Annotated in this window: 19 protein-coding genes, 3 pseudogenes and 1 riboswitch; of the genes and pseudogenes, 12 read left to right on the top strand and 10 right to left on the bottom strand. The window is 62.7% G+C overall.

Translation table 11 applies throughout. From position 1 onward, the window contains the following. Positions 1-30: 30 nt before the first annotated feature. From ACSQ3L_RS06740 to ACSQ3L_RS06720, 5 genes and pseudogenes are all read right to left on the bottom strand, one after another. Positions 31-1,500 carry a M48 family metalloprotease gene (locus tag ACSQ3L_RS06740; RefSeq protein WP_436159237.1) on the bottom strand — a complete coding sequence of 490 codons (1,470 nt, stop codon included), beginning with the start codon at positions 1,498-1,500 and terminating at the stop codon, positions 31-33. Positions 1,501-1,761: 261 nt separating this feature from the next. Continuing rightward, positions 1,762-2,543, bottom strand: a pseudogene (gene thiQ, locus ACSQ3L_RS06735) (thiamine ABC transporter ATP-binding protein). Then, the gene (thiP, locus tag ACSQ3L_RS06730) at positions 2,536-4,146 is read right to left on the bottom strand and encodes a thiamine/thiamine pyrophosphate ABC transporter permease (protein ID WP_436159236.1); all 1,611 of its coding nucleotides are present in this window, start codon (positions 4,144-4,146) and stop codon (positions 2,536-2,538) included. The pseudogene thiQ and the gene thiP overlap by 8 nt, the downstream one beginning before the upstream one ends. Positions 4,147-4,393: 247 nt before the next feature. Beyond that, on the bottom strand, positions 4,394-5,392 hold the full coding sequence (thiB, locus tag ACSQ3L_RS06725) for a thiamine ABC transporter substrate binding subunit (RefSeq protein ID WP_436159235.1): 999 nt from the start codon (positions 5,390-5,392) through the stop codon (positions 4,394-4,396). Between the two features lie 43 nt (positions 5,393-5,435). Further along, positions 5,436-5,550, bottom strand: a riboswitch (TPP riboswitch). Between the two features lie 57 nt (positions 5,551-5,607). After that, positions 5,608-5,837, bottom strand: a pseudogene (locus tag ACSQ3L_RS06720) (DDE-type integrase/transposase/recombinase); the annotation flags it as partial. Between the two features lie 95 nt (positions 5,838-5,932). On the opposite strand from ACSQ3L_RS06720, the gene ACSQ3L_RS06715 reads away from it, so the two are divergent. The 7 genes from ACSQ3L_RS06715 to ACSQ3L_RS06685 all read left to right on the top strand — a co-directional run bounded on the left by ACSQ3L_RS06715 (position 5,933) and on the right by ACSQ3L_RS06685 (position 11,559). After that, positions 5,933-6,214, top strand: coding sequence for a hypothetical protein (locus ACSQ3L_RS06715; protein ID WP_436159234.1), 282 nt, complete (start codon positions 5,933-5,935; stop codon positions 6,212-6,214). Between the two features lie 54 nt (positions 6,215-6,268). Next, on the top strand, positions 6,269-7,363 hold the full coding sequence (locus ACSQ3L_RS06710; protein ID WP_436159233.1) for a hypothetical protein: 1,095 nt from the start codon (positions 6,269-6,271) through the stop codon (positions 7,361-7,363). Positions 7,364-7,562: 199 nt separating this feature from the next. After that, positions 7,563-7,979: a hypothetical protein gene (locus ACSQ3L_RS06705; protein WP_436159232.1), complete on the top strand. Its 417-nt coding sequence runs from the start codon at positions 7,563-7,565 to the stop codon at positions 7,977-7,979. Further along, complete coding sequence (locus tag ACSQ3L_RS06700) at positions 7,979-8,548, top strand: hypothetical protein (RefSeq protein ID WP_436159231.1); 570 nt, start codon at positions 7,979-7,981, stop codon at positions 8,546-8,548. Before ACSQ3L_RS06705 ends, ACSQ3L_RS06700 begins: the two co-directional genes overlap by 1 nt. Before the next feature lie 43 nt (positions 8,549-8,591). Further along, positions 8,592-10,565 (top strand): VWD domain-containing protein, encoded by a 1,974-nt coding sequence (locus ACSQ3L_RS06695; RefSeq protein ID WP_436159230.1) that lies wholly within the window; start codon positions 8,592-8,594, stop codon positions 10,563-10,565. 9 nt (positions 10,566-10,574) lie between these two features. After that, positions 10,575-11,033 (top strand): hypothetical protein, encoded by a 459-nt coding sequence (locus tag ACSQ3L_RS06690; RefSeq protein ID WP_436159229.1) that lies wholly within the window; start codon positions 10,575-10,577, stop codon positions 11,031-11,033. Continuing rightward, positions 11,026-11,559, top strand: coding sequence for a hypothetical protein (locus ACSQ3L_RS06685; RefSeq protein WP_436159228.1), 534 nt, complete (start codon positions 11,026-11,028; stop codon positions 11,557-11,559). Before ACSQ3L_RS06690 ends, ACSQ3L_RS06685 begins: the two co-directional genes overlap by 8 nt. A gap of 20 nt (positions 11,560-11,579) precedes the next feature. Here ACSQ3L_RS06685 and ACSQ3L_RS06680 read toward each other — a convergent pair. Further along, positions 11,580-11,837, bottom strand: a pseudogene (locus ACSQ3L_RS06680) (IS6 family transposase); the annotation flags it as partial. 102 nt (positions 11,838-11,939) lie between these two features. Between ACSQ3L_RS06680 and ACSQ3L_RS06675 the strand changes: the two are divergent. The 4 genes from ACSQ3L_RS06675 (at position 11,940) to ACSQ3L_RS06660 (ending at position 15,118) form a co-directional block, all read left to right on the top strand. After that, a complete protein-coding gene (locus tag ACSQ3L_RS06675) occupies positions 11,940-12,584 on the top strand; it encodes a thiamine diphosphokinase (protein ID WP_436159227.1) in 645 nt (214 codons plus the stop codon). 1 nt (position 12,585) lies between these two features. Next, positions 12,586-14,406: an ABC-F family ATP-binding cassette domain-containing protein gene (locus ACSQ3L_RS06670; RefSeq protein WP_436159226.1), complete on the top strand. Its 1,821-nt coding sequence runs from the start codon at positions 12,586-12,588 to the stop codon at positions 14,404-14,406. Between the two features lie 170 nt (positions 14,407-14,576). Next, positions 14,577-14,819 (top strand): type II toxin-antitoxin system CcdA family antitoxin, encoded by a 243-nt coding sequence (locus ACSQ3L_RS06665; RefSeq protein WP_013529165.1) that lies wholly within the window; start codon positions 14,577-14,579, stop codon positions 14,817-14,819. Then, a complete protein-coding gene (locus tag ACSQ3L_RS06660) occupies positions 14,819-15,118 on the top strand; it encodes a CcdB family protein (protein WP_436159225.1) in 300 nt (99 codons plus the stop codon). Before ACSQ3L_RS06665 ends, ACSQ3L_RS06660 begins: the two co-directional genes overlap by 1 nt. Positions 15,119-15,137: 19 nt before the next feature. Here ACSQ3L_RS06660 and ACSQ3L_RS06655 read toward each other — a convergent pair whose 3' ends face one another. Both ACSQ3L_RS06655 and ACSQ3L_RS06650 read right to left on the bottom strand, forming a co-directional pair. Continuing rightward, positions 15,138-16,790 carry a hypothetical protein gene (locus ACSQ3L_RS06655; protein WP_436159224.1) on the bottom strand — a complete coding sequence of 551 codons (1,653 nt, stop codon included), beginning with the start codon at positions 16,788-16,790 and terminating at the stop codon, positions 15,138-15,140. 75 nt (positions 16,791-16,865) lie between these two features. Next, positions 16,866-18,164: an adenylosuccinate synthase gene (locus tag ACSQ3L_RS06650; protein ID WP_292188139.1), complete on the bottom strand. Its 1,299-nt coding sequence runs from the start codon at positions 18,162-18,164 to the stop codon at positions 16,866-16,868. A gap of 207 nt (positions 18,165-18,371) precedes the next feature. Between ACSQ3L_RS06650 and ACSQ3L_RS06645 the strand changes: the two genes are divergently transcribed. Next, positions 18,372-19,292 (top strand): DMT family transporter, encoded by a 921-nt coding sequence (locus ACSQ3L_RS06645; RefSeq protein ID WP_436159223.1) that lies wholly within the window; start codon positions 18,372-18,374, stop codon positions 19,290-19,292. A gap of 6 nt (positions 19,293-19,298) precedes the next feature. Here ACSQ3L_RS06645 and ACSQ3L_RS06640 read toward each other — a convergent pair whose 3' ends face one another. Continuing rightward, on the bottom strand, positions 19,299-19,493 hold the full coding sequence (locus ACSQ3L_RS06640) for a type II toxin-antitoxin system HicA family toxin (RefSeq protein ID WP_436159222.1): 195 nt from the start codon (positions 19,491-19,493) through the stop codon (positions 19,299-19,301). Positions 19,494-19,596: 103 nt separating this feature from the next. After that, on the bottom strand, positions 19,597-19,809 hold the full coding sequence (locus tag ACSQ3L_RS06635) for a DUF1902 domain-containing protein (RefSeq protein ID WP_436159221.1): 213 nt from the start codon (positions 19,807-19,809) through the stop codon (positions 19,597-19,599). Positions 19,810-19,827: the final 18 nt, after the last annotated feature.

Genomic DNA, 19,827 nt, shown 5'->3' with positions numbered 1-19,827 from the left:
CTCAGACATCCGGCAACTTGCAACGAGCTCTTACTTGTCGGTGACGATCTTGACCTTGTCGCCCGCCGAAACCGCGGCGCCCGGCGACAGCGCGTTGAGCACGCGGAACAGATCGAGCTTGCGGTCGACGCCAACCATCTGAGCCGAAAGCGAACCCATCGTCTGTCCGGGTTGAACGGTGACGACGCGGATATGCAGCGGCTTCAAAGCTGCCTTTTCGGCAGCGCTGAGGATCCGGAACGATCCGCTGACCGAACGCGCGACGGTGTCCAGCGAGGTGCTGGCCGAAGGTGCCGCGGTCAGCAGCCGATAGACCTGGCCGCCGGCACGGATCACGGCGATGTCGAACTGCCAGCCTTCGGCGCCGGCATGCGCGGTCGCCGCCTCATTGCCGTTGATGGTCTCCTGCCTGACGCTGCTGTCGTCGAGACCAGCCACCCAGCCGCTGCGGATATAGTCGGTCAGCGCGCGGTTCTTGTCGATCGAAACGCCGTCGAAGCGGATCGCGATGTCGCCGGGGCCGGTTGCGGTCACCGCGGCGGCCGAATTGTCGATGATGAAGCCCTGCGGCACCGAGAAGGACACGCCGAGGCCCGGATGCAGGAAGGTTTCGCCGCGCACATAGCCTTCCTCAGGCGTGTCGCCGTAAAGCAGGCCGTCTATGCCGGCGAGGAAGGAATCGCGGTCGCGTGTGCCGACGCCCGGCGCGCCGAACTGGCGGGCATGGCGCTGCGCCAGATCGATGCGCTGCGGCGTGTTGGGGTGGGTGGCCAGGAAGTCGAGGCTGGCGTCGGTGGCGCCGCTGATCGAACGGAAATCGGTATAGGCCGACATCGACTGCAGGAAGCGGCCGGCGGCGAAAGGATCGTAGCCGGCCTCGCCGATCGATTTGATGCCGATGGCGTCGGCTTCCAGCTCCTGGTTGCGCGAGAATTGCGCGAGCCTGAGCTTGCCGCGGATCAGCGCCGCCTTGGCGGTCGGGCTGTCGCCGAGCACGTCCGAAACCACCTTGGTCGCCAGGCCTTCCTCGGCCTCCAGTTGCTGGCGCTGCAAGCCGTGATTGGCGGTGACGTGGCCCATCTCGTGCGCAATAACGGCGGCAAGCTCGGCCGAATCATTGGCCAGCGCCAACAGGCCGCGCGTGATGTAGAGATAGCCGCCCGGCAGCGCGAAGGCATTGACGTTGGGCGAGTTCAGGATGGTGATGCGATAAGTCTGCGTCGGGTTGGCCGACACCACCGTCAGACTGCCGACCACCTTGGCGACCATGCGCTCGAGTTTGGGATCGGAATATTCGCCGCCATAGGTCGCCAGGATGCGCGGGTGCTGCGCCTTGGCCAGTTCGGCGAGCTTGTTGTTGGCGCCGACATTGTCGACCGTGATCGGCCTGTCGGAAGGCTGGAAGCCGGATTCCTGGACCTCGGGCGGCGTGAACATCTGGCAGCTCGCCAGCGCCACGGCAAAGCCGGCCAGCGCGAGAAAGCGCGCCAGCGGTTTCATTCGTAGTGTGTTAGCGCCGATCGCCAGAACGGCTTCCTTTCGGGTCCCGGCGCATGATCACGAAAATCAGGGGCGATCTTCGGAATATCTCATGCGCCACATCTCAACTGCTACAGGATCCATTGCCCGTCCCTTAGGGCGCGGCCGGCGGATACTGCAGGCAAATCACGGCCTGTGCCGGACCGGTAGGGCGGACCTAGCCACACTCCTCCAGCCATGGCAAGCAAGCGCTACATCGCCTGGAGCCGGTTTGACCGTAAATTATGTCCGCTTCCGGGCAACATCTCGTGATGCGCATGTCAGGTACTCGCGCCGATATAGCGCCGGAACGCTTCCGGACCAGCCCCGGCAAAGAAATCATCCGCCTTGCCGGTTGCGGCAACCAGGCCATTGTCCAGAAACACCATGTTCTGGCCGATGCGACGGGCATCCTCGGGCTGATGCGTGACGAACAGCACCGTCATGCCGCGTTCGGCGTGAACAGCGGCGACCATATCCAGCATGTCGTCGCGCAGCGCCGGGCCGAGCGAAGCGAAGGGTTCGTCGAGTAGCAGCACCGGTCGGTCGCGCACCAGCACGCGGGCCAGTGCGACGCGCTGGCGTTCCCCGCCGGAGAGTTCGCGCGGCAGGCGCTTTTCCTTGCCCCCAAGGCCGGTGCGCTCAAGCGCCTCAGTGATCGCCGCATGATCCGCTTCGGTCAGCCGCAGGGATGGCGAACGGCCGAGCCCGACATTCTGCGCAACGGAGAGATGGGCAAAGAGGTTGTTCTCCTGAAACACCATCGACACCGGTCGCACCGAGGGCGGTTCGGCGCTGACATCGGCCCCGCCGATCAGCACACGGCCCGACTGCGGGGTCTCGAACCCGGCGACCAGATTGAGCAGCGTCGACTTGCCCGAGCCGCTCGGACCCATGATGGCGGTAATTTTCGCAGCGGCGAACTCGACGTCGAAGACAAGCGGCGCTTCGCCATAACTGAACGACACCTTGTCCAGCCGCACCGGAGCGCCCTTTTCAGATCTGCTGGCCGCCCCGTCACGCATCCTGGACTTTCTCCCTTCCCAGCCAGTGCGCCGTCACGATCAGCGCGAGGCAGACGAGGCCGAGCAGCAATGCCAGGCCGGCGGCGTCCTCGGTGCGGTAGCTGCCCATGCGCGCCAGGAGAAGGTAGGGCAATGTCTGCACGGAATCACTGCCGAACAAGGCAATGACACCGAGATCGCCGAGCGACAGCGCCATGGCGAAAGCGAACGCCGTGGCAAGCGGCCGCCGCAGCGACGGCCAATCAACCAGCATCAGCCGGTTCCAGCCCACAATGCCGAGCTGTGCACAAAGCCGTTCGTGACGCTCGCTGGCCGCATCATAGGCGGGGCGGATGGCACGCAGGGCGAACGGCATCGCCATCACCGCGTTGACGGTGACGACCATGACCGGGGCGATGGCGAAGACATCGCCGACATAGCGCAGCAACAGGAACCAGCCGGCGCCGACGACGATCGGCGGCACGACCAGGACAAAGCCGGCGCCGGTATCGGCGGCATGTTCGAGCAGTGTCTTGCGGCCAGCCCGGCTGTTCAGCGCCAGTGCCCGCCGCGCCATGGTCAGCGCCAGCGACAGCATCACCGAGAGCAGCGCCGACTGGAAGCCGAGCACCACGCTGGTCAGCGTCGCCTGCCGGACCGTGGCCTCGCCGGCCAGCCGGCCGAGATCGGCACCCAACCCAGCCATCATCGTCGCCGCCATCGGCCCGACGACGAAGAGCAGCGCCAAGACGATGAGCATGGCGTTCAACCAGGTCTCGCTCCCGCCGACCGAGAGATAGCGACGTTGCGCGACCGGCAAATTGGTGTCGCCGACCACATTGGCGCCCAGCCGCGTCAGTGCAAGCACCACGATAAAGGTCAAGGCGATCTGCAGCAATGTCAGTGTGACCGCCCGCGCGGGATCGAAATCGAAGCGCAGCGCCTGGTAGATGCCGACTTCCAGCGTCGTCGCGGCCGGCCCGCCACCGAGCGTCAGTACGATCGTGAAGGATGTGATGCAGAGCATGAACACAAGCCCAGCGACCCCCGGCAGGGCGGCACGCAGCGTTGGCCATTCGATCAGCCGGAACGCCGGCCGCGCCGCCATGCCGAGCTGGCTCGCCAGCCGCCACTGATCGGCTGGAATGGTTTGCAGCGCTTCGAGGAACAATCGCGTCGCCAGCGGCAGATTAAAAAAGACATGCGCGACGAGAATGCCAGACAGGCCATAGATGCCCGGCCAGCTTCCACCGCCGATCACGGCGGCGAAATAGCCGGCACGGCCATAAAGCGCCAGGATGCCAAGCGCCGCGACTATGGCCGGCAGCGCCAGCGGTATCGCGAAGAGCTGCAGGATGAAGGCGCGGCCGGGAAAGCGTGGATGTCGCGACAGCGCGCGTGCCACGAACAGCGCGGGGACAACGGAAAGCAACGTCGACAAGGCAGCTTGCCAGAGCGTGAAGCGGACGACGCGAAGCAGATAGGGATCGAAGGCTGCCCAGGCACCCGAGAAATCGTGGGCGCCCTCGAAAAGCAGCCCAGCAAATGCGCCGCCGATCAGCAACGCGATTGCGACGAGCGCGATGACGCCGGCGGTGATGCGAGGATTAGACGCGCTTCGCACGTTCGACCGCCTGTCTTCGCATCGCGGCAATTACAAAGGATTGCGTTCCTTCGCGCCCCCCTCTGTCCTGCCGGACATCTCCCCCACAAGGGGGGAGATTGGCAGTTTCGACGCCTCGCTCACGCCCGCAGCATTGGCGATTGGCGAAATCGCCGATGACGGCCAATCTCCCCCCTTGTGGGGGAGATGTCCGGCAGGACAGAGGGGGGCGCCGTAGAGCACTCATCTTTCGATTATACGGCCAAAGCTACTTGCTCATCACCGCCAGCCATTCATCCACCCAGGCCTTGCGGTTGGCCGCAACCTCCTCCGGGCTGAACAGCAAGGTCTTGGTCGGCTTGACCAGTTTGTCGAAGGCCGGGTTGAGCGGCTTGTCGGTCTTCCCCGCCGGGAACATCCAGTTGGTCTCCGGGATGGCGTCCTGGAATTTCGGTCCGGTCATGAAGGTCATGAACTTGGCCGCTAGCGGGTTCTTGGCCCCCGTCGTGGTGATGCCAGCCACCTCGATCTGCAGGTACTCGCCTTCCTCGAAGGAGGCCGCCTGGTAGCGTTCGGTGTTCTCGGCGACCATGTGGTAGGCCGGCGACGTCGTGTAGGATAGCACCATCGGCGCCTCGCCCTTGGTGAAGAGGCCATAAGCCTCGCTCCAGCCCGGCGTCACGGTCAGCACCTTCGCCTTGAGCTTGGCCCAGGCCTCCGGCGCCTTGTCGCCATAGACCGACTTGACCCATAGAAGCAGGCCGAGGCCCGGTGTCGAGGTGCGCGGATCCTGGATGACGATCTTGTCGTCAGCACTGCCTTCGACCAATTCCTTCAGGCTCTTCGGCGGCGTCTTCAGCTTCTCGGTGTCGTAAACGACGGCAAAGTAGCCGTAGTCAAAGGGGACAAAAGTATCGTCGCTCCAGCCGCCTGGTACATTCACGTCCGTCACCGCGCCATGCGGCGCGAACAGGCCCGTGGCCTTGGCATCGGCGGTCAGATTGGTGTCGAGGCCAAGCACGATATCGGCCTTCGTCGATGCGCCTTCCAGCTTGACACGGTTGAGCAGCGCCACGCCATCGGCGACCGAGACGAACTCGACGTCGCAGCCGCATTCGGCCTCGAATTCCTTCTTCACCACGGGGCCTGGACCCCAGTCGGCGGTGAAACTCTCATATGTGTAGACGGTGAGCTTGTCCTTGGCCAAGGCCGGCCCGGACAGGATCACGACCGCAGCTGAGACAAGAGCGTATAAAAGCGTGCGCATCGGCGCCTCCTTCGTTCGAATTGAAAGGAATTGAGGCGTCGGACTGTCCGAAACGTCTAATCCCTCCGCCGGTACAAACCGGATCAGGTTCAGCGGGTTGGCGAGATTGCCTCTCAGCCGGTCCGCGAAGATCGCGTCCGGCACCCCGTTAGAGCGTTTTGACACATAGGCCGGGCCAATAAACCGCGCAAGTGGGAGTCTGCTGGGATCCGTCCATCGCAGGAGATGATCGCTTGTCGATTTGTCTTGCTGCCGTCGATAACAATGCGATCGGGTCGGCCATCGCGCTTGAAAGCTTTTCGGAAGAATCGCTTTGACGCGAGCATGTCGCGGTTCTCGCTGAAGAGGAACTGCACCGGTCACCGGCACTGGCCATGGCGCGGTCAAGGTGTATCCACCGACCACGATACCTCTCGTCAACATGCCACTTGCCCGTCACTGAACGCGGCACGTCGCTCCTCGGCGGCAATAAACGTCACTATCATTGCCATACTTGCCATGTGACGGCATGATTGCGGATCTGGGATCCGGGGCGACAATGTGAGAATCAACCATGCTATCCTGATCCACGCTCTTCCCACGGATCGCCTGGAGGACTTCGTCAACGACCGGCTGGCCCAGCGCTACAAGGACGACCACAGCCATGAGTTATGGCGCGGCGCGGGGAACGTGGGCCGCGACGTCACAGCTTACGTGGCGGACAAGCCCACGAAAGGTCCATGGGACAACTTCCGGTGCAAACAGCTCAGCAAGACGCTGCCCGAAAGCGCTGCCTTCGTCGGAGCCGGCAAAATCTTCATGCACTCCGCAGCTGGCGAGTAAGCAGGTGGAATGATGAGACTATCGACGGAATCTGTCGCGACGACAATCGGCCTCGTGTACGAAGCCGCCTATGATCCCAGCCACTGGCCGGACGTGTTGCGGGCTATTGGAGAATTTTTCGGCTCGTCCCGCAGTTGTATCTGCTGCTTCGACGCCCGGCCGGGCGCGACACGCGTCAGAGACAGCGTGGGGTCGTCTCCCGACCCTGAGCTGGAAACATTTGCCTTTCAGGCAACAACGGAGAGCACGCTTATCGTCGGCATGGACAAATGGCCTGCCGGCCAAGTCTATCGCCGCCGCGATATCCTCAATGAGGACCATTTCCGCAATTGCGATTTCTGGCACGATTGGCTGAAGCCAAGGCAGATGGACGAAGCGGTTGTCAGCAATCTCGCTATCTCCGGCAGCACGCTCTGGACCTTGGATGTCTCGCGTATGGCAAAATTCGGCGAGTTCCAGCGCCGGGAGCTTGAGTTGCTGCAGAAGATGACCCCTCACATCGCGCGGGCAGGCCAGATCGGGGAAGCCCTGCAGCAAACTGTCTTGACGAAGTCGGTTCAGGCCAGCATGTCGTTAGGCATGCTTGTCGTCGATCCCGAATTGCGGTCGCTCGATATCAATGAATGTGCGGAAACCCTGTTGAGCCGCAGCAAGGGGCGGATCGGCCTGTCGCGCGGAAAGGTTTGCGTGCGGGAGCCCCTGCATGCGCACAGATTGGCGGAGATGGTCGTAGATGCCTGCTCGACGCCAATGGGAAGCGTGCCAGCGATGGGCGGGATGATGCTGCTGCCCGGACAGCTACCCGGCGAGTCCGGCCTGCTCGTTTCCGTCGCTCCGCTCGCGGCCAGCCAAAGATTTGGACTTCGCGCCAGGCAGTGCGCCACCATCATGATCCGAGAGCTGGGCGGCAAGCCGACGGAGGGCCTGGAGAAAACCTTGTGTTCGCTTTTCGACCTTAGCCCTTCCGAGGCAAGGCTTGCCTCGTCAATCGCAGCGGGCAGGTCCCTGAACCAGGCAGCTTTCGCTGCCGGCATCACAGTGAGTTCAGCCCGGACATATCTCGCACGCGTATTTGCCAAGACGGGCGCGCGGCAGCAGAGCCAGCTTGTCATTCTGCTCAAGGATATCGGACCGCTCATCCAGCGCTGAATACGGTCGGCAGGCCTTGTGCGTGCCGGAAGCTCTTGCCCGCTCCGGCCTACGCCATAAGCCGGCGGACCGTCATCATATGAGGACTGGTCAAAACCGCGTGCGCATTCGATTCTGCGGCATGGTCTCCGTTGCATCCTGCCCAACATGTCAGAGTGAATGAAAAACGATGGTTCATCAATTCGCGTGGCGAAAAACTATGCTCGGACTGGCCGTGGCGCTGGGTTGCCTTGCCGTGGCCCGGGCAGCCGAACAGGACCTGGACAAGGGCAAGGATGGCGACATCATGTTCGTCACGCCCAGCGGCAATATCGGCTGCCACTATATCCCCAAAGGCGGCACATCGACCTATCAGCCGATGACGGGTGGTCCCGAGCTCCAGTGTGACCGGGTCGAACCTGCCTATGTTGCGGTATTTCTCGACCACAAGGGCAAGGCGGTGAAGACCGAGAATCCCGGCGAGCAAGGCTGCTGTTCGCTGGAGCAAAAGCTGGAATATGGGAACAGGTGGTCCGAAGCTCCTTTTACTTGCCTGTCGGCCAAGATCGGCCTGACCTGCACGTCCTCCGACGGGCATGGCTTCTTCATCAGCAAATCCAAGATCACGGTGCACTGATGTTCGAACGCCTGACATGCGTGGCGCGAACGGGACTCGCCGCCCTGGCGCTCATGGTGGCGATGCTGCCGGCGCAAGCGGAGACGCAGACCTTCGGCGAGCCGCGTTACAAGGGACGGCTCATCGACTGGTGTTACACATGGTCGACCGATTGCGGCAAACTCCCGGCCGACCGCTACTGCGCCATGAAGCACTTCAGCAACGCCACCGATTTCGAACAGAAGAACGGCCCGCTCGGCGAACCGACGATCCTGATGGGAGACGGCAAGACCTGTAGTGGTAACAATTGCTCGGCCTTCGAGTCGATTACCTGCGAAACCGCCGGCGCTAAACGCTTCGACGCGCCGACTTTCAAGGGCAAACGGGTCGACTGGTGCTATCGATGGTCGGCCGACTGCGGAAAGAAGGCAGCCGACAGGTTCTGCTCGACCAAAGGCTTCGCCCGGGCGCTCGAATTCGAGCAGGACGAAAACATAGCTCCCACCACCACCATCACCCTGTTCGATGGCAAGCAGTGCACGGACGGCAAGTGCGACGGGTTTAGCTACATTCTTTGCGGGAACGACTAGTGAGGCGGCGCTGCATGTGCCGACATAGTGACCGGGCGAACAGATGAAATCGAGAGTCCTGACGGCGACTGCCGTCCTCCTTCTGATCGGCGTTTCGGTCTATGCCTTCACAGCCCTGAAAGTCGCGCCGGACGCGGCCGGACCGATGCCGGCTGCCCCGCCTGTTGCTTCATCCACGGCTCCGGCCACGCCCAAACCGGCTTTGCCTGCGGCTCCGACGGCAATCGAGCGGGATATGAACGATCCGCTGAACTGGCCGGTAACGGTCCCTCTCGGGCCGGACGGCAACGCGTTGCCTAACACGACGAGGAAGACGCAGTATCTGGGTCCTTCCAGGCTGTTGCTGGCCTCCCTGCCTGTTTTGACCGTTGTCGAAACCCGTCCGATCATCCTGGCGCGGGGGCCGGTTCGCCTCGGCACAGCCGGGCCGGGCTGGCACGATATCCAGCACCCACCGCAATCGGGCGGTTCCGGCCCCAGCTACGGCGCCTCCCCCGGTGGCGGAAAGTCCCAGAGCGGTTCCGGGAGCACCAATGTCTGGAATGGCGATGGTTCGTTCGATAGCTGGGACAAGGACGGCCACACGCATTTGGATCCTCCAGGGCCGGATGGCTCGCTAAGCGGCTATACGGAACCCAACAACGGTGGCGGAAAGACCTCGATGTCGATCGATCCGGATGGCGGCTCGACCGCCTGGCTTCCCAACGGGAACATTGAAGTGGCGGACCCGGATGGCGGCAAGATCATATACCACCACGATGACGGCAGCATCGAGCGGATTTCCCCCGGCGGCGAAAGGACAATCGATCTCGATCCTCCCCCGCCGCCTGCCGGTAAGGGCGCCAGCAATGGCATCGGCGAACCCCATTTCCAGACATTCGACGGCACGAGCTTTTCGACCCAAGCTGTTGGCGAATTCACGCTGGCGCACGGCATCTCAGGCCAGGACTTGCAGGTGAGGTTCCAACCCTACAGGGACAGCAGATCTGCCAGCGCCGTCACCGGTCTGGCAGCGCGAGCCGGCGGGGCGGTTGTCCAAATCTTGCTCGACGGGTCGGTGCTTGTCGACGGCGCGCCCGCATCGGACCGGTCGCCGACGCAATACGACCTGCCCGACGGCGGCGCGATCGGTGTCTGGCGCGAAAACGGGAAACTACTCCATGCAGTGCTGGTCTGGCCGGATCTGTCGACGCTGTGGGTCAGCCGGCATGATGGCTACCTGAATTTCTCGATGCAATGGCGCACGTCCGATGCCGCACGACAGGGCCTGCTTGGGCGCGATGACCGAAACCCGGACAACGACCTGACCGGTCGGGACGGCGTGGTCGCCAAGCCGTCCGACGACAATGCGGTCAAGTCCTTCGTCGATTCCTGGCGTGTCACCGACGAGGAGTCGCTGTTTTCCTATGACGAAGCCGAGTCCACCGAGACGTTTACCGACAGGAACTTCCCGTATGAGCTTCCCAAGCTGACGCATCGGGATCTGGCCGACGTGGCCTGTGTCGCCCTCACCGGCGTTTTTGCGCGCAAGGCCTGCCTGTTCGACGTCGCGGCGACCGGCAACGGGGATTTTGCCAAATCCGCACTGGACGCGGAGAGACGGGCTGCAACACTGAAAGATCAGGACGCCGGTAACGCCGCCGCACCTGCGGCTCAAACTCAGGTCGAGGGCGACTGCGCCTCCGCCGGGGATGACATTGCTGCTGCCGAAGCGCTCGACGGCGACAGCCTGTCGGTGACGCCAACCAGCGGCGCAAGCAGGATCTACATTCTGGAGACAAGTCGGGGCGTCACCATCCAGACGCGAGCCGACGACGTCGTCGCCGGAGGATATGAGGCGGGCAAGCCGGGCTACTGCGTGTTCGATAAGGACAAGAAGACCGTCATCCCGCTCACCAGGTCAAATTCCGATTCCTATTTCTCGAGGCATGACAGCGCCGACCTTGCAGCAGGCGCCTATTACCTCAAGGTCGTCGGCAACGGCGAAAGCAACCTCAACATCATTCTCAACCAGTAAGCCCGGTCAATGGCACGGCTCTACCCATCACCTTCCCAAGTCGCGATTGCGTATCTGGCCATCATGTTCGCCATGACGCTGGCCAAAGCCGAAAACCCTGACGGATTGAAGCTCTATCACAGCGGCTCGGTCATGTCGGTCAGGACCAGCGGCACGGCGCTGACCATCCGTTACGCCAGGCCGCGAACCGGCCTTGCCGTGACGAAGGGTACGCTGTTGTTTACCGGCGCACTAACCGGAGGTACCTGGGAGGACGGCGAGATCGAAGGCAAGGCCGCCGTGTTCAGCAAGGGGTGCAAGTCGGCTCCATACGCCGTGACCGGCACGATCCGCGACGAAGGCCCGAACACCGTCATAGAACTCTCCGGTGCCGCTCCCGTCCGCGCGCCGGGCAGTTGCAGCGTGATCCGGTATTCTACCAGTTCCAACAATTCGCACCTGATCATTGAAAGTGGGATAGATGAATAGACTACGGCTGCTTTCTCCGGCCCTTGCCGCCGGTCTGTCCATATTGAGCTTCGCCTGCGTTGCGCAAGACAAGCCCGCCGGCATCGATCCCGAACACATGAAGGCCGCGTTTCCGGAGGCCTGGGAAGGCTATGAGCGTTCACCGCCGGAATATGAAGCCTCGACGCCGCCGATTGGTCAGATCGGCAAGTCGTCAGCGCGCTTTCGCGATGTGCGGGGCGGCACCAATTTCTTCGAGGTGGAGTTGGAGATCACGGATCTCGGGCTGCCTGGAGGGAAGATGTATCAGGATTATGGAGCAGACTATCTGAAAGCGCAGATCGAGAACGACACGCAGAAAAGCGTGACCGTGAAGGGCCTGCCGGGTCTCATGACCCGCACAGGCGAAGACCACATGATGATCGACACCTTCGTCGCACCTCGCCTGCATGTCGGGGCCTTTTGCCAGAAGGCTCAGCCGGCAGACTGCGTGGCGGCGATCGAACGTTTCGATTTCGATAGACTGAAGGCACTGGCCAGCGAATAGGGGCGGTTCGGGCAGGATGGCCTGCTGCCGATATACGTCTCGTCAATATGCCACTTGCTCGTCACTGAATGCTTGCGCTTGTTGAAACGCCTCAGAAGTTTCGGCGCGAAGTGGACGACCCAGCGATACACGGTGGAGTGGTCGACGCTCAGGCCGCGTTCGGCCATCATCTCCTCCAAATCGCGTAGGCTGAGATCGTGGGCCAGGTACCAGCGGACGCACGCCAGGATTACCGATCGATCGAAATGGCGACCTTGAACATGGCAGGCTCCTCGTATCCCGAGGCGCCTTCCATGCCTGACCACACTTACCGAAGCGTTTGCGACGGAGCCGTTTGCGGCCTTCCGTTTCCGCTGCCGGGCTGGTAAGGGCCACACGATATGAGCACATTCACCATCCTGCTTGGCGGCGATCTCATCCGCACGCCACGGCTCGACCGCCAGGTCGAAGGCTGCCGCGTGATCGCTGCCGATGCTGGCATCGGCCATGCGCCGCTGCTGGGTCTCGTGCCGGAGCTGTGGGTGGGTGATTTCGATTCGGTGCCGGCCAACCTGCCAGACGATCTCGCTTCCGTGCCGCGCCGGACCTTCCCGGCGGAAAAGGATAAGACCGATGGCGAATTGGCTATTGCCGCCGCACTGGAGCGCGGCGCGACCAGCCTGGTGCTCGCCGGCGCCTTTGGCGGCAAGCGCGCCGACCACGCTTTTCTGCATCTGGCGCTTGCCCTGCGCCTGGCCGAGGCCGGGACTGAGGTGCTTCTGACCAGCGGCGCCCAGGAAGGCGTCCCTCTTCTGCACGGGACCGCTGGCTTCGACTATGCCGACGGCACGCTGTTTTCAGTGCTCGGTTTTTCCGAACTCGCCGGGCTGACCGTCAGCGGCGCAAAATGGCCGCTGAACAACGTCGAGGTGGCGTTCGGCTCGTCGCTGACCATCTCCAACGAGGTCAAGGGCCGCCTCGAAATCGCGCTCGGCCACGGCCGCGCGATGCTGCTTGCTCACCCCTATCCACTACCTGAAAGCTGACATGGCCCCGCCCCTTCTCAATCTCGACGGGATAAAACTGACCTTTGGTGGCACGCCGCTGCTCGATGGTGCCGCCTTGACCGCCTCGGCCGGCGACAAGATTGCGCTGGTCGGCCGCAACGGATCGGGCAAGTCGACGCTGCTGAAGATCGCCGCCGGCCTGATCGAGCCGCAGGACGGCGAGCTGTTCCGCCAGCCTTCGGCGACCGTCCGCTATCTGCCGCAGATGCCCGACATGGAAGGCTTTGCCAGTGTCCGCACCTATGTCGAGGCCGGCCTTGGCCCCGCCGACGATCCCTACCGCGCCAGCTATCTGATGGAGCATCTCGGCCTGTCGGGCGAGGAGCGGCCGAACGACCTGTCCGGCGGCGAGGCGAGGCGCGCGGCCCTTGCCCGCGTCATGGCGCCCGAACCCGACATCCTGCTGCTCGATGAGCCGACCAACCATCTCGACCTCTCGGTGATCGAATGGCTGGAAGAGGAACTCATTCGCACCTCCTCGGCACTGATCGTCATCTCGCACGACCGCCGCTTTCTCGAGCGCGTGTCGCGCGCCACCATCTGGCTCGATCGCGGCCAGACCCGCAGGCTGGACAAGGGCTTTGGCCATTTCGAGGAATGGCGCGACTTGGTGCTGGAGGAAGAAGAGCGCGAGCAGCACAAGCTCGGCCGCCAGATCGTGCGCGAGGAGCATTGGCTGCGCTATGGCGTGACGGCGCGGCGCAAGCGCAACATGCGCCGGCTCGGCGAGTTGCAGACCATGCGCCAGCGCTTTCGCGGCCATCGCGGCGCCGAAGGGTCGGCCACCATGGTGGCGAGCGACGCCACCGAATCCGGCAAGCTGGTGATCGAGGCCAAAAACATCGAGAAGAGTTTTGGCGACCTCACCGTGGTCCAAGGGTTTTCAACACGCATCCAGCGCGGCGACCGTGTCGGCCTGGTCGGACCGAACGGGGCCGGCAAGACGACGCTCTTGAAGATGCTGACCGGCGAGATGAAGCCCGACGCCGGTTCGGTGCGGCTCGGCACCAATCTGGAGATCGCCACGCTCGACCAGAAGCGCGAGGCGGTCGACCCGCAAGAGACGCTGGCACAGTATCTCACCGACGGGCGCGGCGAGAACCTCGTCATCAATGGCGAGCAGCGCCATGTCGTCTCCTACATGAAGGATTTCCTATTCAAGCCGGAACAGGCGCGCACGCCGGTGCGCGAGCTGTCCGGCGGCGAGCGGGCACGCCTGCTGCTGGCGCGCGTGCTGGCCCGGCCGGCAAACCTTCTGGTGCTCGATGAGCCGACCAACGATCTCGACATGGAAACGCTGGAACTCCTGCAGGAACTGGTCGCCGGCTTCGCCGGCACCGTCATCCTGGTCAGCCACGACCGCGATTTCCTCGACCGCACCGTGACCAGCATCATCGCGCCAGACGGTGCTGGCCGCTGGATCGATTATGCCGGCGGCTATTCCGACATGCTGGCGCAGCGCGGCGGCACCAAGCTCGATGACCGCAAAGCGCGCGCAAAGGCCGAAACCGGCGAAACGGTGGCGACGACCAAGAGTGAAGCCGGTGCGCCAAAGGGGCCGGCGAAGAAACTTTCGTTCAAACAGAAATTCGCGCTGGAATCCCTACCCAAGAAAATCGACGCAGTGATGGCGTCGATCTCAAGGCTTGAGAACAACATCGCCGATCCGGCCTACTACGAGCGCGACCCGGCCTCGTTCCAGAAAACCATCGCCGCCCTCGACAAGGAGCGCGCCACGCTGGCCGCGCTTGAAGAGGAGTGGCTGGAGCTGGAGATGCTGCGCGAGGAAATGGAAGGGTGAGGAGCGTTAGCCCGCATCGCCTTCAGGCGAATCGAAAGGTCCAGTGGACCTTTTGAAGGAATTGAACGCCCGGACGGCTGGGAGCCATAGCGAAGGGCCGGCAAGCCATGTAACCTCATTGATCCGACGCGGAAATGCGCATATATTATGCGCATGTTGCGGAGGCTAATATGCGCAAGATTGCTTTGAGTGCGATCCGTCAGCCAGCAAATCTGTCGATCGATTCGAACCTCATGAGGGAAGCCAAGGGGCTTGATGTGAATGTCTCGCGCGCTGCGGAAGCCGGCATCGCGGAGGCGGTGGCTGCCGAAAAAACGCGGCTGTGGAAGCTTGAGAACCGCGCCACGATGGACGCGTGGAACGACTATATCGAGAAACATGGCATCCCGCTGGAAGAGTACCGACAGTTCTGATGCCCCGCTATGATGTCTTCGCCGGTCGCATCGAAGGCAGCTATTTGCTCGACGTTCAGTCCGAGCTCCTCGACAATTTCAAGACGCGTGTAGTCGTGCCGCTTCTGCCGGTCGCAACGGTGCCGCCGCCGATGCGAAAGCTTCATCCGATCTTCGAGATCAACAGTCGAAGGCTGGTTATGGCAACACACCTGATTGCCACCGTTCCGGCCAGCGAATTAGGCGAAAGTCGGCTGAACCTGATGAAGCACCACGACGACATCGTCGCCGCGCTCGACATGCTGTTCCAGGGCTTCTGAACGACAGCTACGGCGTTTCTCAGCCCGCCGTCTTGGCCTGCCAGGCTTTGATCGCCTCGTCGAACACCTTTTCGCCGGGAATGCCCTTTTCCATGGTCAGCAGCGCCCGCCGTCCGGTCTTGTAGACGACCGGCACATCGATCCAGTCCTGGCCACGAAGCAAGGTCATGTTGGCGTCTTCGTCGGCTTTGGTATCGTTAAGTGCGACGAGGAAGAAACCATCGGCGATCTTGGCCGGAATGCCGATCAGCGGGCTGCCGGCATCCTGTTCCGAACCCTTCATGGCGACGCGCAGGATATTGTCGACGCCGCCGCCCTCGAAGCCGTCGGGCGTCAGGAAGATCATCTCGATAATATGGCTGGCCGGCAGTGTCTGGTCGGTGTTGCGGCGGATGGTCATGCGCAACTGGATGTCCTTGCCGGGAATGGTGGCCTCGGCGCGGATCGCCGGCTCCGGCGGCAGGTCGCCACCGGGTGATTCCTGCACCAGCGACCAGACGATGTTGCCAGGCTCGGCGGAGCCTTGGGCGGTGCTGGTGCGTTCTTCATAGAAGATCGCCTTCTGGCCAACCGGCAAAGCGGTTTCCGTCGGCGCGGCTGCCGGTGCCGCCGGCGCGGCGCCCGCCGGTGCCGGCGGGGTTGCGGCGGCATCGGCCGGTGCCGCAGGGGCAGCGCCGGTGGCAGGCGGTGTTGCGGGTGCGGCACCTGTCGCCGGGGGCGTGTTGGCGGCTGGCGCAGGTGTGCCGGCGGCCGGTGCGGAAATCGCTGGCGCGTTGGTCGCCGAAGGCGGCGTGGTCAGCGCGGCGACCGATTCGCCTTCGCCGATGCCGCTTTGACCGCCGGCTGGACCGGGGTCGACTTCGCTGCCTTGAGGCGTCAGCCGTTGCGTGAACTTTGTCGCCTCGCCTTCTGTGCCCGCCGCTGGCGCCGGCGGCGGTGCCGCGGCATCCGTTGCGGGCTTCGTCGGCACCGGCTTCACGGGCTCGGTCTTCGCGACCTTGGTGCCGTCTAGCCCCAGCATCTTGCCGAAGGCGTCCTTGTTCAGCCAGATGCCATAGCCGCCGCCGGCAACGACCAGCAGCGCCACGACGGCGGCGATCAGCCCGCCATAGCTGCGCTTGCGCTCGGCGGGACGCAGGCGCTGGAAGGTGTCCGATACCGGCTCTTCGTTGCTGGAAAAGACATCGGCCTCATCGTCCGCCTCTTCGGCATCCATACCTGGAAGAGGCGCCTCGGCCTGGGCCGGTTGAGCCGGTGCGGGCGTCGCCCTCTGCCAGCTTGGCTCGACCTTGGCGGCAGGCGGAGGAGCGGGCTGATAGGGTTCAGGCTTGGCGGCGGGCGGTGCCGGCCAGGCCGATTCCGCCTTCGCCGGTTGCCGTGTGTGGCTCGGCTGGTTCTTGTTGCGATCGATCGAGGAAAAGATGTGTTCCAGTTCCGCGAGCGGGTCGGGCTCCGGCACGCTCTTGGCATAGTCGCGCTCGACACTTGTAATGGCGTCTTCCAGCGAACGCATCTGCGTGTCTATGGCTTCGGTGGCCAGCGGCGGCGAATATTCTCCAAGCTTCTTCGCCAGCATTGTACGAACGCTGGCATAGATGCGCGTACGCTTTTCCGGCGTCTCGTCACCGTGCTTGTCGAGCGCCTTTTTCAGAATAGCAACGAAATCTGCCATGCTTCAGTCGACCTGTATTTTGTTTCCGCGCCGGCCCCCGCAAATCAGCCGCGATGCCCGGAAAGGCTTCAGAAACTAGTCTTGAAACGGGTCGGTCACAAGTATTGTGTCGTCCCGTTCCGGGCTGGTGGAAAGGAGCGCGACCGGGGCGCCGATCAGCTCCTCGATGTAGCGGACATATTTGACGGCCTGGGCCGGCAGATCGTTCCAGCTGCGCGCGCCGGCGGTAGTGCCTTTCCAGCCTTCAAGCGTCTCATAGACCGGTTCGACACGCGCCTGCGCGCCCTGGCTGGCCGGCAGGTAGTCGATCATCTCGCCGTCGAGACGATAACCGGTGCAGACCTTGATCTCGTCCAGCCCGTCGAGCACGTCGAGCTTGGTCAGCGCGATGCCCTTGATGCCGTTGACGGCGACAGCCTGGCGCACCAGCACCGCGTCGAACCAGCCGCAGCGGCGCTTGCGGCCGGTGACGACGCCGAATTCATGGCCGCGCGTGCCGAGGAATTCGCCGATCTCGTTCTTCTGCTCGGTCGGAAACGGGCCTTCGCCGACGCGCGTCGTATAGGCCTTGGTGATACCGAGCACATAGCCGATGGCGCCCGGACCGACGCCAGAGCCGGCGGCAGCCTGTCCGGCAACCGTGTTCGACGAAGTGACGAACGGATAGGTGCCGTGGTCGATATCGAGCAGCGTGCCTTGCGCGCCCTCGAACAGGATGCGCTCGCCGGCCCGGCGCTTGTCGTCGAGGATTTTCCAAACCCGGTCCATATAGGGCAGGATGTCGTTAGCGACGGACGTCAGTTCCTGCATGATCGCGTCATGCGTGACTTCCGCATGGCCAAGCCCGCGACGCAGCGCATTGTGGTGCGTCAGCAGCCTGTCGACTTTCAAGGGGAGCGTTTCCAAATCCGCCAAATCCATCACCCTGACCGCACGTCTGCCCACCTTGTCCTCGTAGGCGGGGCCGATGCCACGACGGGTCGTGCCAATCTTTGTTCCGGAATTGGAGGCGGCGTCCTCGCGGAATCCATCCAGCTCCCGATGCAGGGACAGGATTAGCGCTGTGTTTTCGGCTATTTTCAGGCGATCCGGCGCCACTTCGACACCTTGCGCCTTGAGCTTTGCCACTTCGGCAACAAAAGCGTGCGGATCGAAAACGACGCCATTGCCGATGATGGACAGCTTGCCCTGGCGCACGACGCCCGACGGAAGCAACGACAATTTGTAGACCTTGCCGTCGACGACCAGCGTGTGGCCGGCATTGTGGCCACCCTGGAAACGCACCACGACATCGGCGCGCTCCGACAGCCAGTCGACGATCTTGCCCTTGCCTTCGTCGCCCCACTGCGAGCCGACGACCACCACATTGGCCATGTTTCTTTTCCCTTGAGACGCCGCCAAGCGGCTTGAATATGGTTCGAAACGACAGGCCTCTATAACGTCAAGACCTCGCGAGCGCGACCTTTCTTTGCCGCCGAAAATGCCCTGAGGCACAACAATTTTCGGCTTTGACATCATTTACTTGAGCGCGCGGGGGCAATAGGCCCCGCAAACACCGCCATTGGCCTCCGGAATCCCGCGATGCATCGAAGCGCCTACATATTCCTGCTGCTCACCACCTTGCTGTGGGGCGGCAACTCGGTGGCCGGCAAGCTGGCGGTCGATCACGTCTCGCCGATGACTCTGGTCTTCCTGCGCTGGGTGCTGGCCGTGGCGATCATGCTGCCGATCGGCTGGAACACGATCCAGAAGGACTGGCCGGTGGTGCGCAAGCACTGGCTCGTGCTGGCTGCCCTCGGTGCCAGCGGTTTCACCCTGTTCAACACCATCTTCTACACGGCGCTCAACTACACCACCGCAATCAACGTCTCGATCGAACAGGCGGCCATGCCGATCGTGATCATGACAGCGAATTTCGTCTTCTTCCGCTTGCGCGTGAATTGGGCGCAGATTGTCGGCGTCGTGCTGACCATCGCCGGCGTTATCTTGACCGCCTGCCACGGCGACCCGCGCCGGCTGTTGACGCTGGAGCTCAATTTCGGCGACGCCATCATGCTGGTCGCCGTGTTCCTCTACAGCGGTTATTCGGTCGGGCTGAGGCTGAAGCCGGTGATGCGCTGGCAGAGCCTGATGCTGGCCCTGTCGGTTACGGCACTCGTCACCTCGCTGCCGTTCTTCCTGTGGGAGGTTGCCGCCGGCAAGGTCATCGTGCCCGACGCGCGCGGCTGGATCGTCATTGTCTATACCGCGATCGGCGCCTCGGTCATCTCGCAGATCCTCTACATCAGGGGTAACGAACTGATCGGCGCCAATCGCGCCGGCCTGTTCATCAATCTGGTGCCGATCTTCGGCACGCTGCTTTCGGTGCTGATTGTCGGCGAGACGTTCCAGCTCTATCAGGCGCTGGCATTGGTGCTGGTTTTGGGCGGCATCGGGCTTGCAGAATACAGCGGGCGCAAGATGGCCATCGCTCGGCAAGCGACAAGTAGACAATCAAGCTGACGTCGGTCAGAACGCCTTCGGCAACCCCGCCTGTTTCAAAATGCCATTTGCTGTGTGGCGAGATTTGATTGTGTGATCGACGGTGACCTTATTACCCGAATTGGGATTGTGCCATATTTCATGGTCCCCCTTGCCTGAGCGAAGAAACTGCCAGCCAGCTTGCGACAGAAGCTTTTTCGTTAACGGAGCAAAATTATTCATCGCGACTGCCTGGTGCACGAAATTGATTCGTGCTCGATTTAACGCGAAAAACAATAAAAATATCTTAAGAAAGTATTAAACTGCAGCTAATAAAAGTTAACAGCTAGGCGGCTACTGTCTGATGGCTTCGGGCAATCAACTCGATCTCGAACGGCCCTTTATGGTCATCGCCGAGTAGATCCGGAACTATGATCGCCAATCTGCGCTGAAGCGCCTCTATCGTATCAGCCTCTGTCGCCAGACCGATCTTTTCGCGTGACGACGCTACCCAGACCTTGGCTTCATCATCCCAGAATGCGTCGATAACAATCTTCATTGCATACTCCTCAGCGGG

Origin of the sequence: Mesorhizobium sp. LjRoot246, assembly GCF_964254115.1 — a bacterium.
GTDB lineage: Bacteria > Pseudomonadota > Alphaproteobacteria > Rhizobiales > Rhizobiaceae > Mesorhizobium.
This window is presented reverse-complemented; position numbering and strand designations above follow the sequence as displayed.

Bases quoted from the DNA above. Each gene is read 5' to 3' on its own strand.
- ACSQ3L_RS06740 (WP_436159237.1), bottom strand. From the start codon at position 1,500: ATGAAACCGCTGGCGCGCTTTCTCGCGCTGGCCGGCTTTGCCGTGGCG.
- thiB (WP_436159235.1), bottom strand. From the start codon at position 5,392: ATGCGCACGCTTTTATACGCTCTTGTCTCAGCTGCGGTCGTGATCCTG.
- ACSQ3L_RS06705 (WP_436159232.1), top strand. From the start codon at position 7,563: ATGCTCGGACTGGCCGTGGCGCTGGGTTGCCTTGCCGTGGCCCGGGCA.
- ACSQ3L_RS06700 (WP_436159231.1), top strand. From the start codon at position 7,979: ATGTTCGAACGCCTGACATGCGTGGCGCGAACGGGACTCGCCGCCCTG.
- ACSQ3L_RS06695 (WP_436159230.1), top strand. From the start codon at position 8,592: ATGAAATCGAGAGTCCTGACGGCGACTGCCGTCCTCCTTCTGATCGGC.
- ACSQ3L_RS06690 (WP_436159229.1), top strand. From the start codon at position 10,575: ATGGCACGGCTCTACCCATCACCTTCCCAAGTCGCGATTGCGTATCTG.
- ACSQ3L_RS06685 (WP_436159228.1), top strand. From the start codon at position 11,026: ATGAATAGACTACGGCTGCTTTCTCCGGCCCTTGCCGCCGGTCTGTCC.
- ACSQ3L_RS06675 (WP_436159227.1), top strand. From the start codon at position 11,940: ATGAGCACATTCACCATCCTGCTTGGCGGCGATCTCATCCGCACGCCA.
- ACSQ3L_RS06670 (WP_436159226.1), top strand. From the start codon at position 12,586: ATGGCCCCGCCCCTTCTCAATCTCGACGGGATAAAACTGACCTTTGGT.
- ACSQ3L_RS06665 (WP_013529165.1), top strand. From the start codon at position 14,577: ATGCGCAAGATTGCTTTGAGTGCGATCCGTCAGCCAGCAAATCTGTCG.
- ACSQ3L_RS06660 (WP_436159225.1), top strand. From the start codon at position 14,819: ATGCCCCGCTATGATGTCTTCGCCGGTCGCATCGAAGGCAGCTATTTG.
- ACSQ3L_RS06655 (WP_436159224.1), bottom strand. From the start codon at position 16,790: ATGGCAGATTTCGTTGCTATTCTGAAAAAGGCGCTCGACAAGCACGGT.
- ACSQ3L_RS06650 (WP_292188139.1), bottom strand. From the start codon at position 18,164: ATGGCCAATGTGGTGGTCGTCGGCTCGCAGTGGGGCGACGAAGGCAAG.
- ACSQ3L_RS06645 (WP_436159223.1), top strand. From the start codon at position 18,372: ATGCATCGAAGCGCCTACATATTCCTGCTGCTCACCACCTTGCTGTGG.
- ACSQ3L_RS06640 (WP_436159222.1), bottom strand. From the start codon at position 19,493: ATGAATAATTTTGCTCCGTTAACGAAAAAGCTTCTGTCGCAAGCTGGC.
- ACSQ3L_RS06635 (WP_436159221.1), bottom strand. From the start codon at position 19,809: ATGAAGATTGTTATCGACGCATTCTGGGATGATGAAGCCAAGGTCTGG.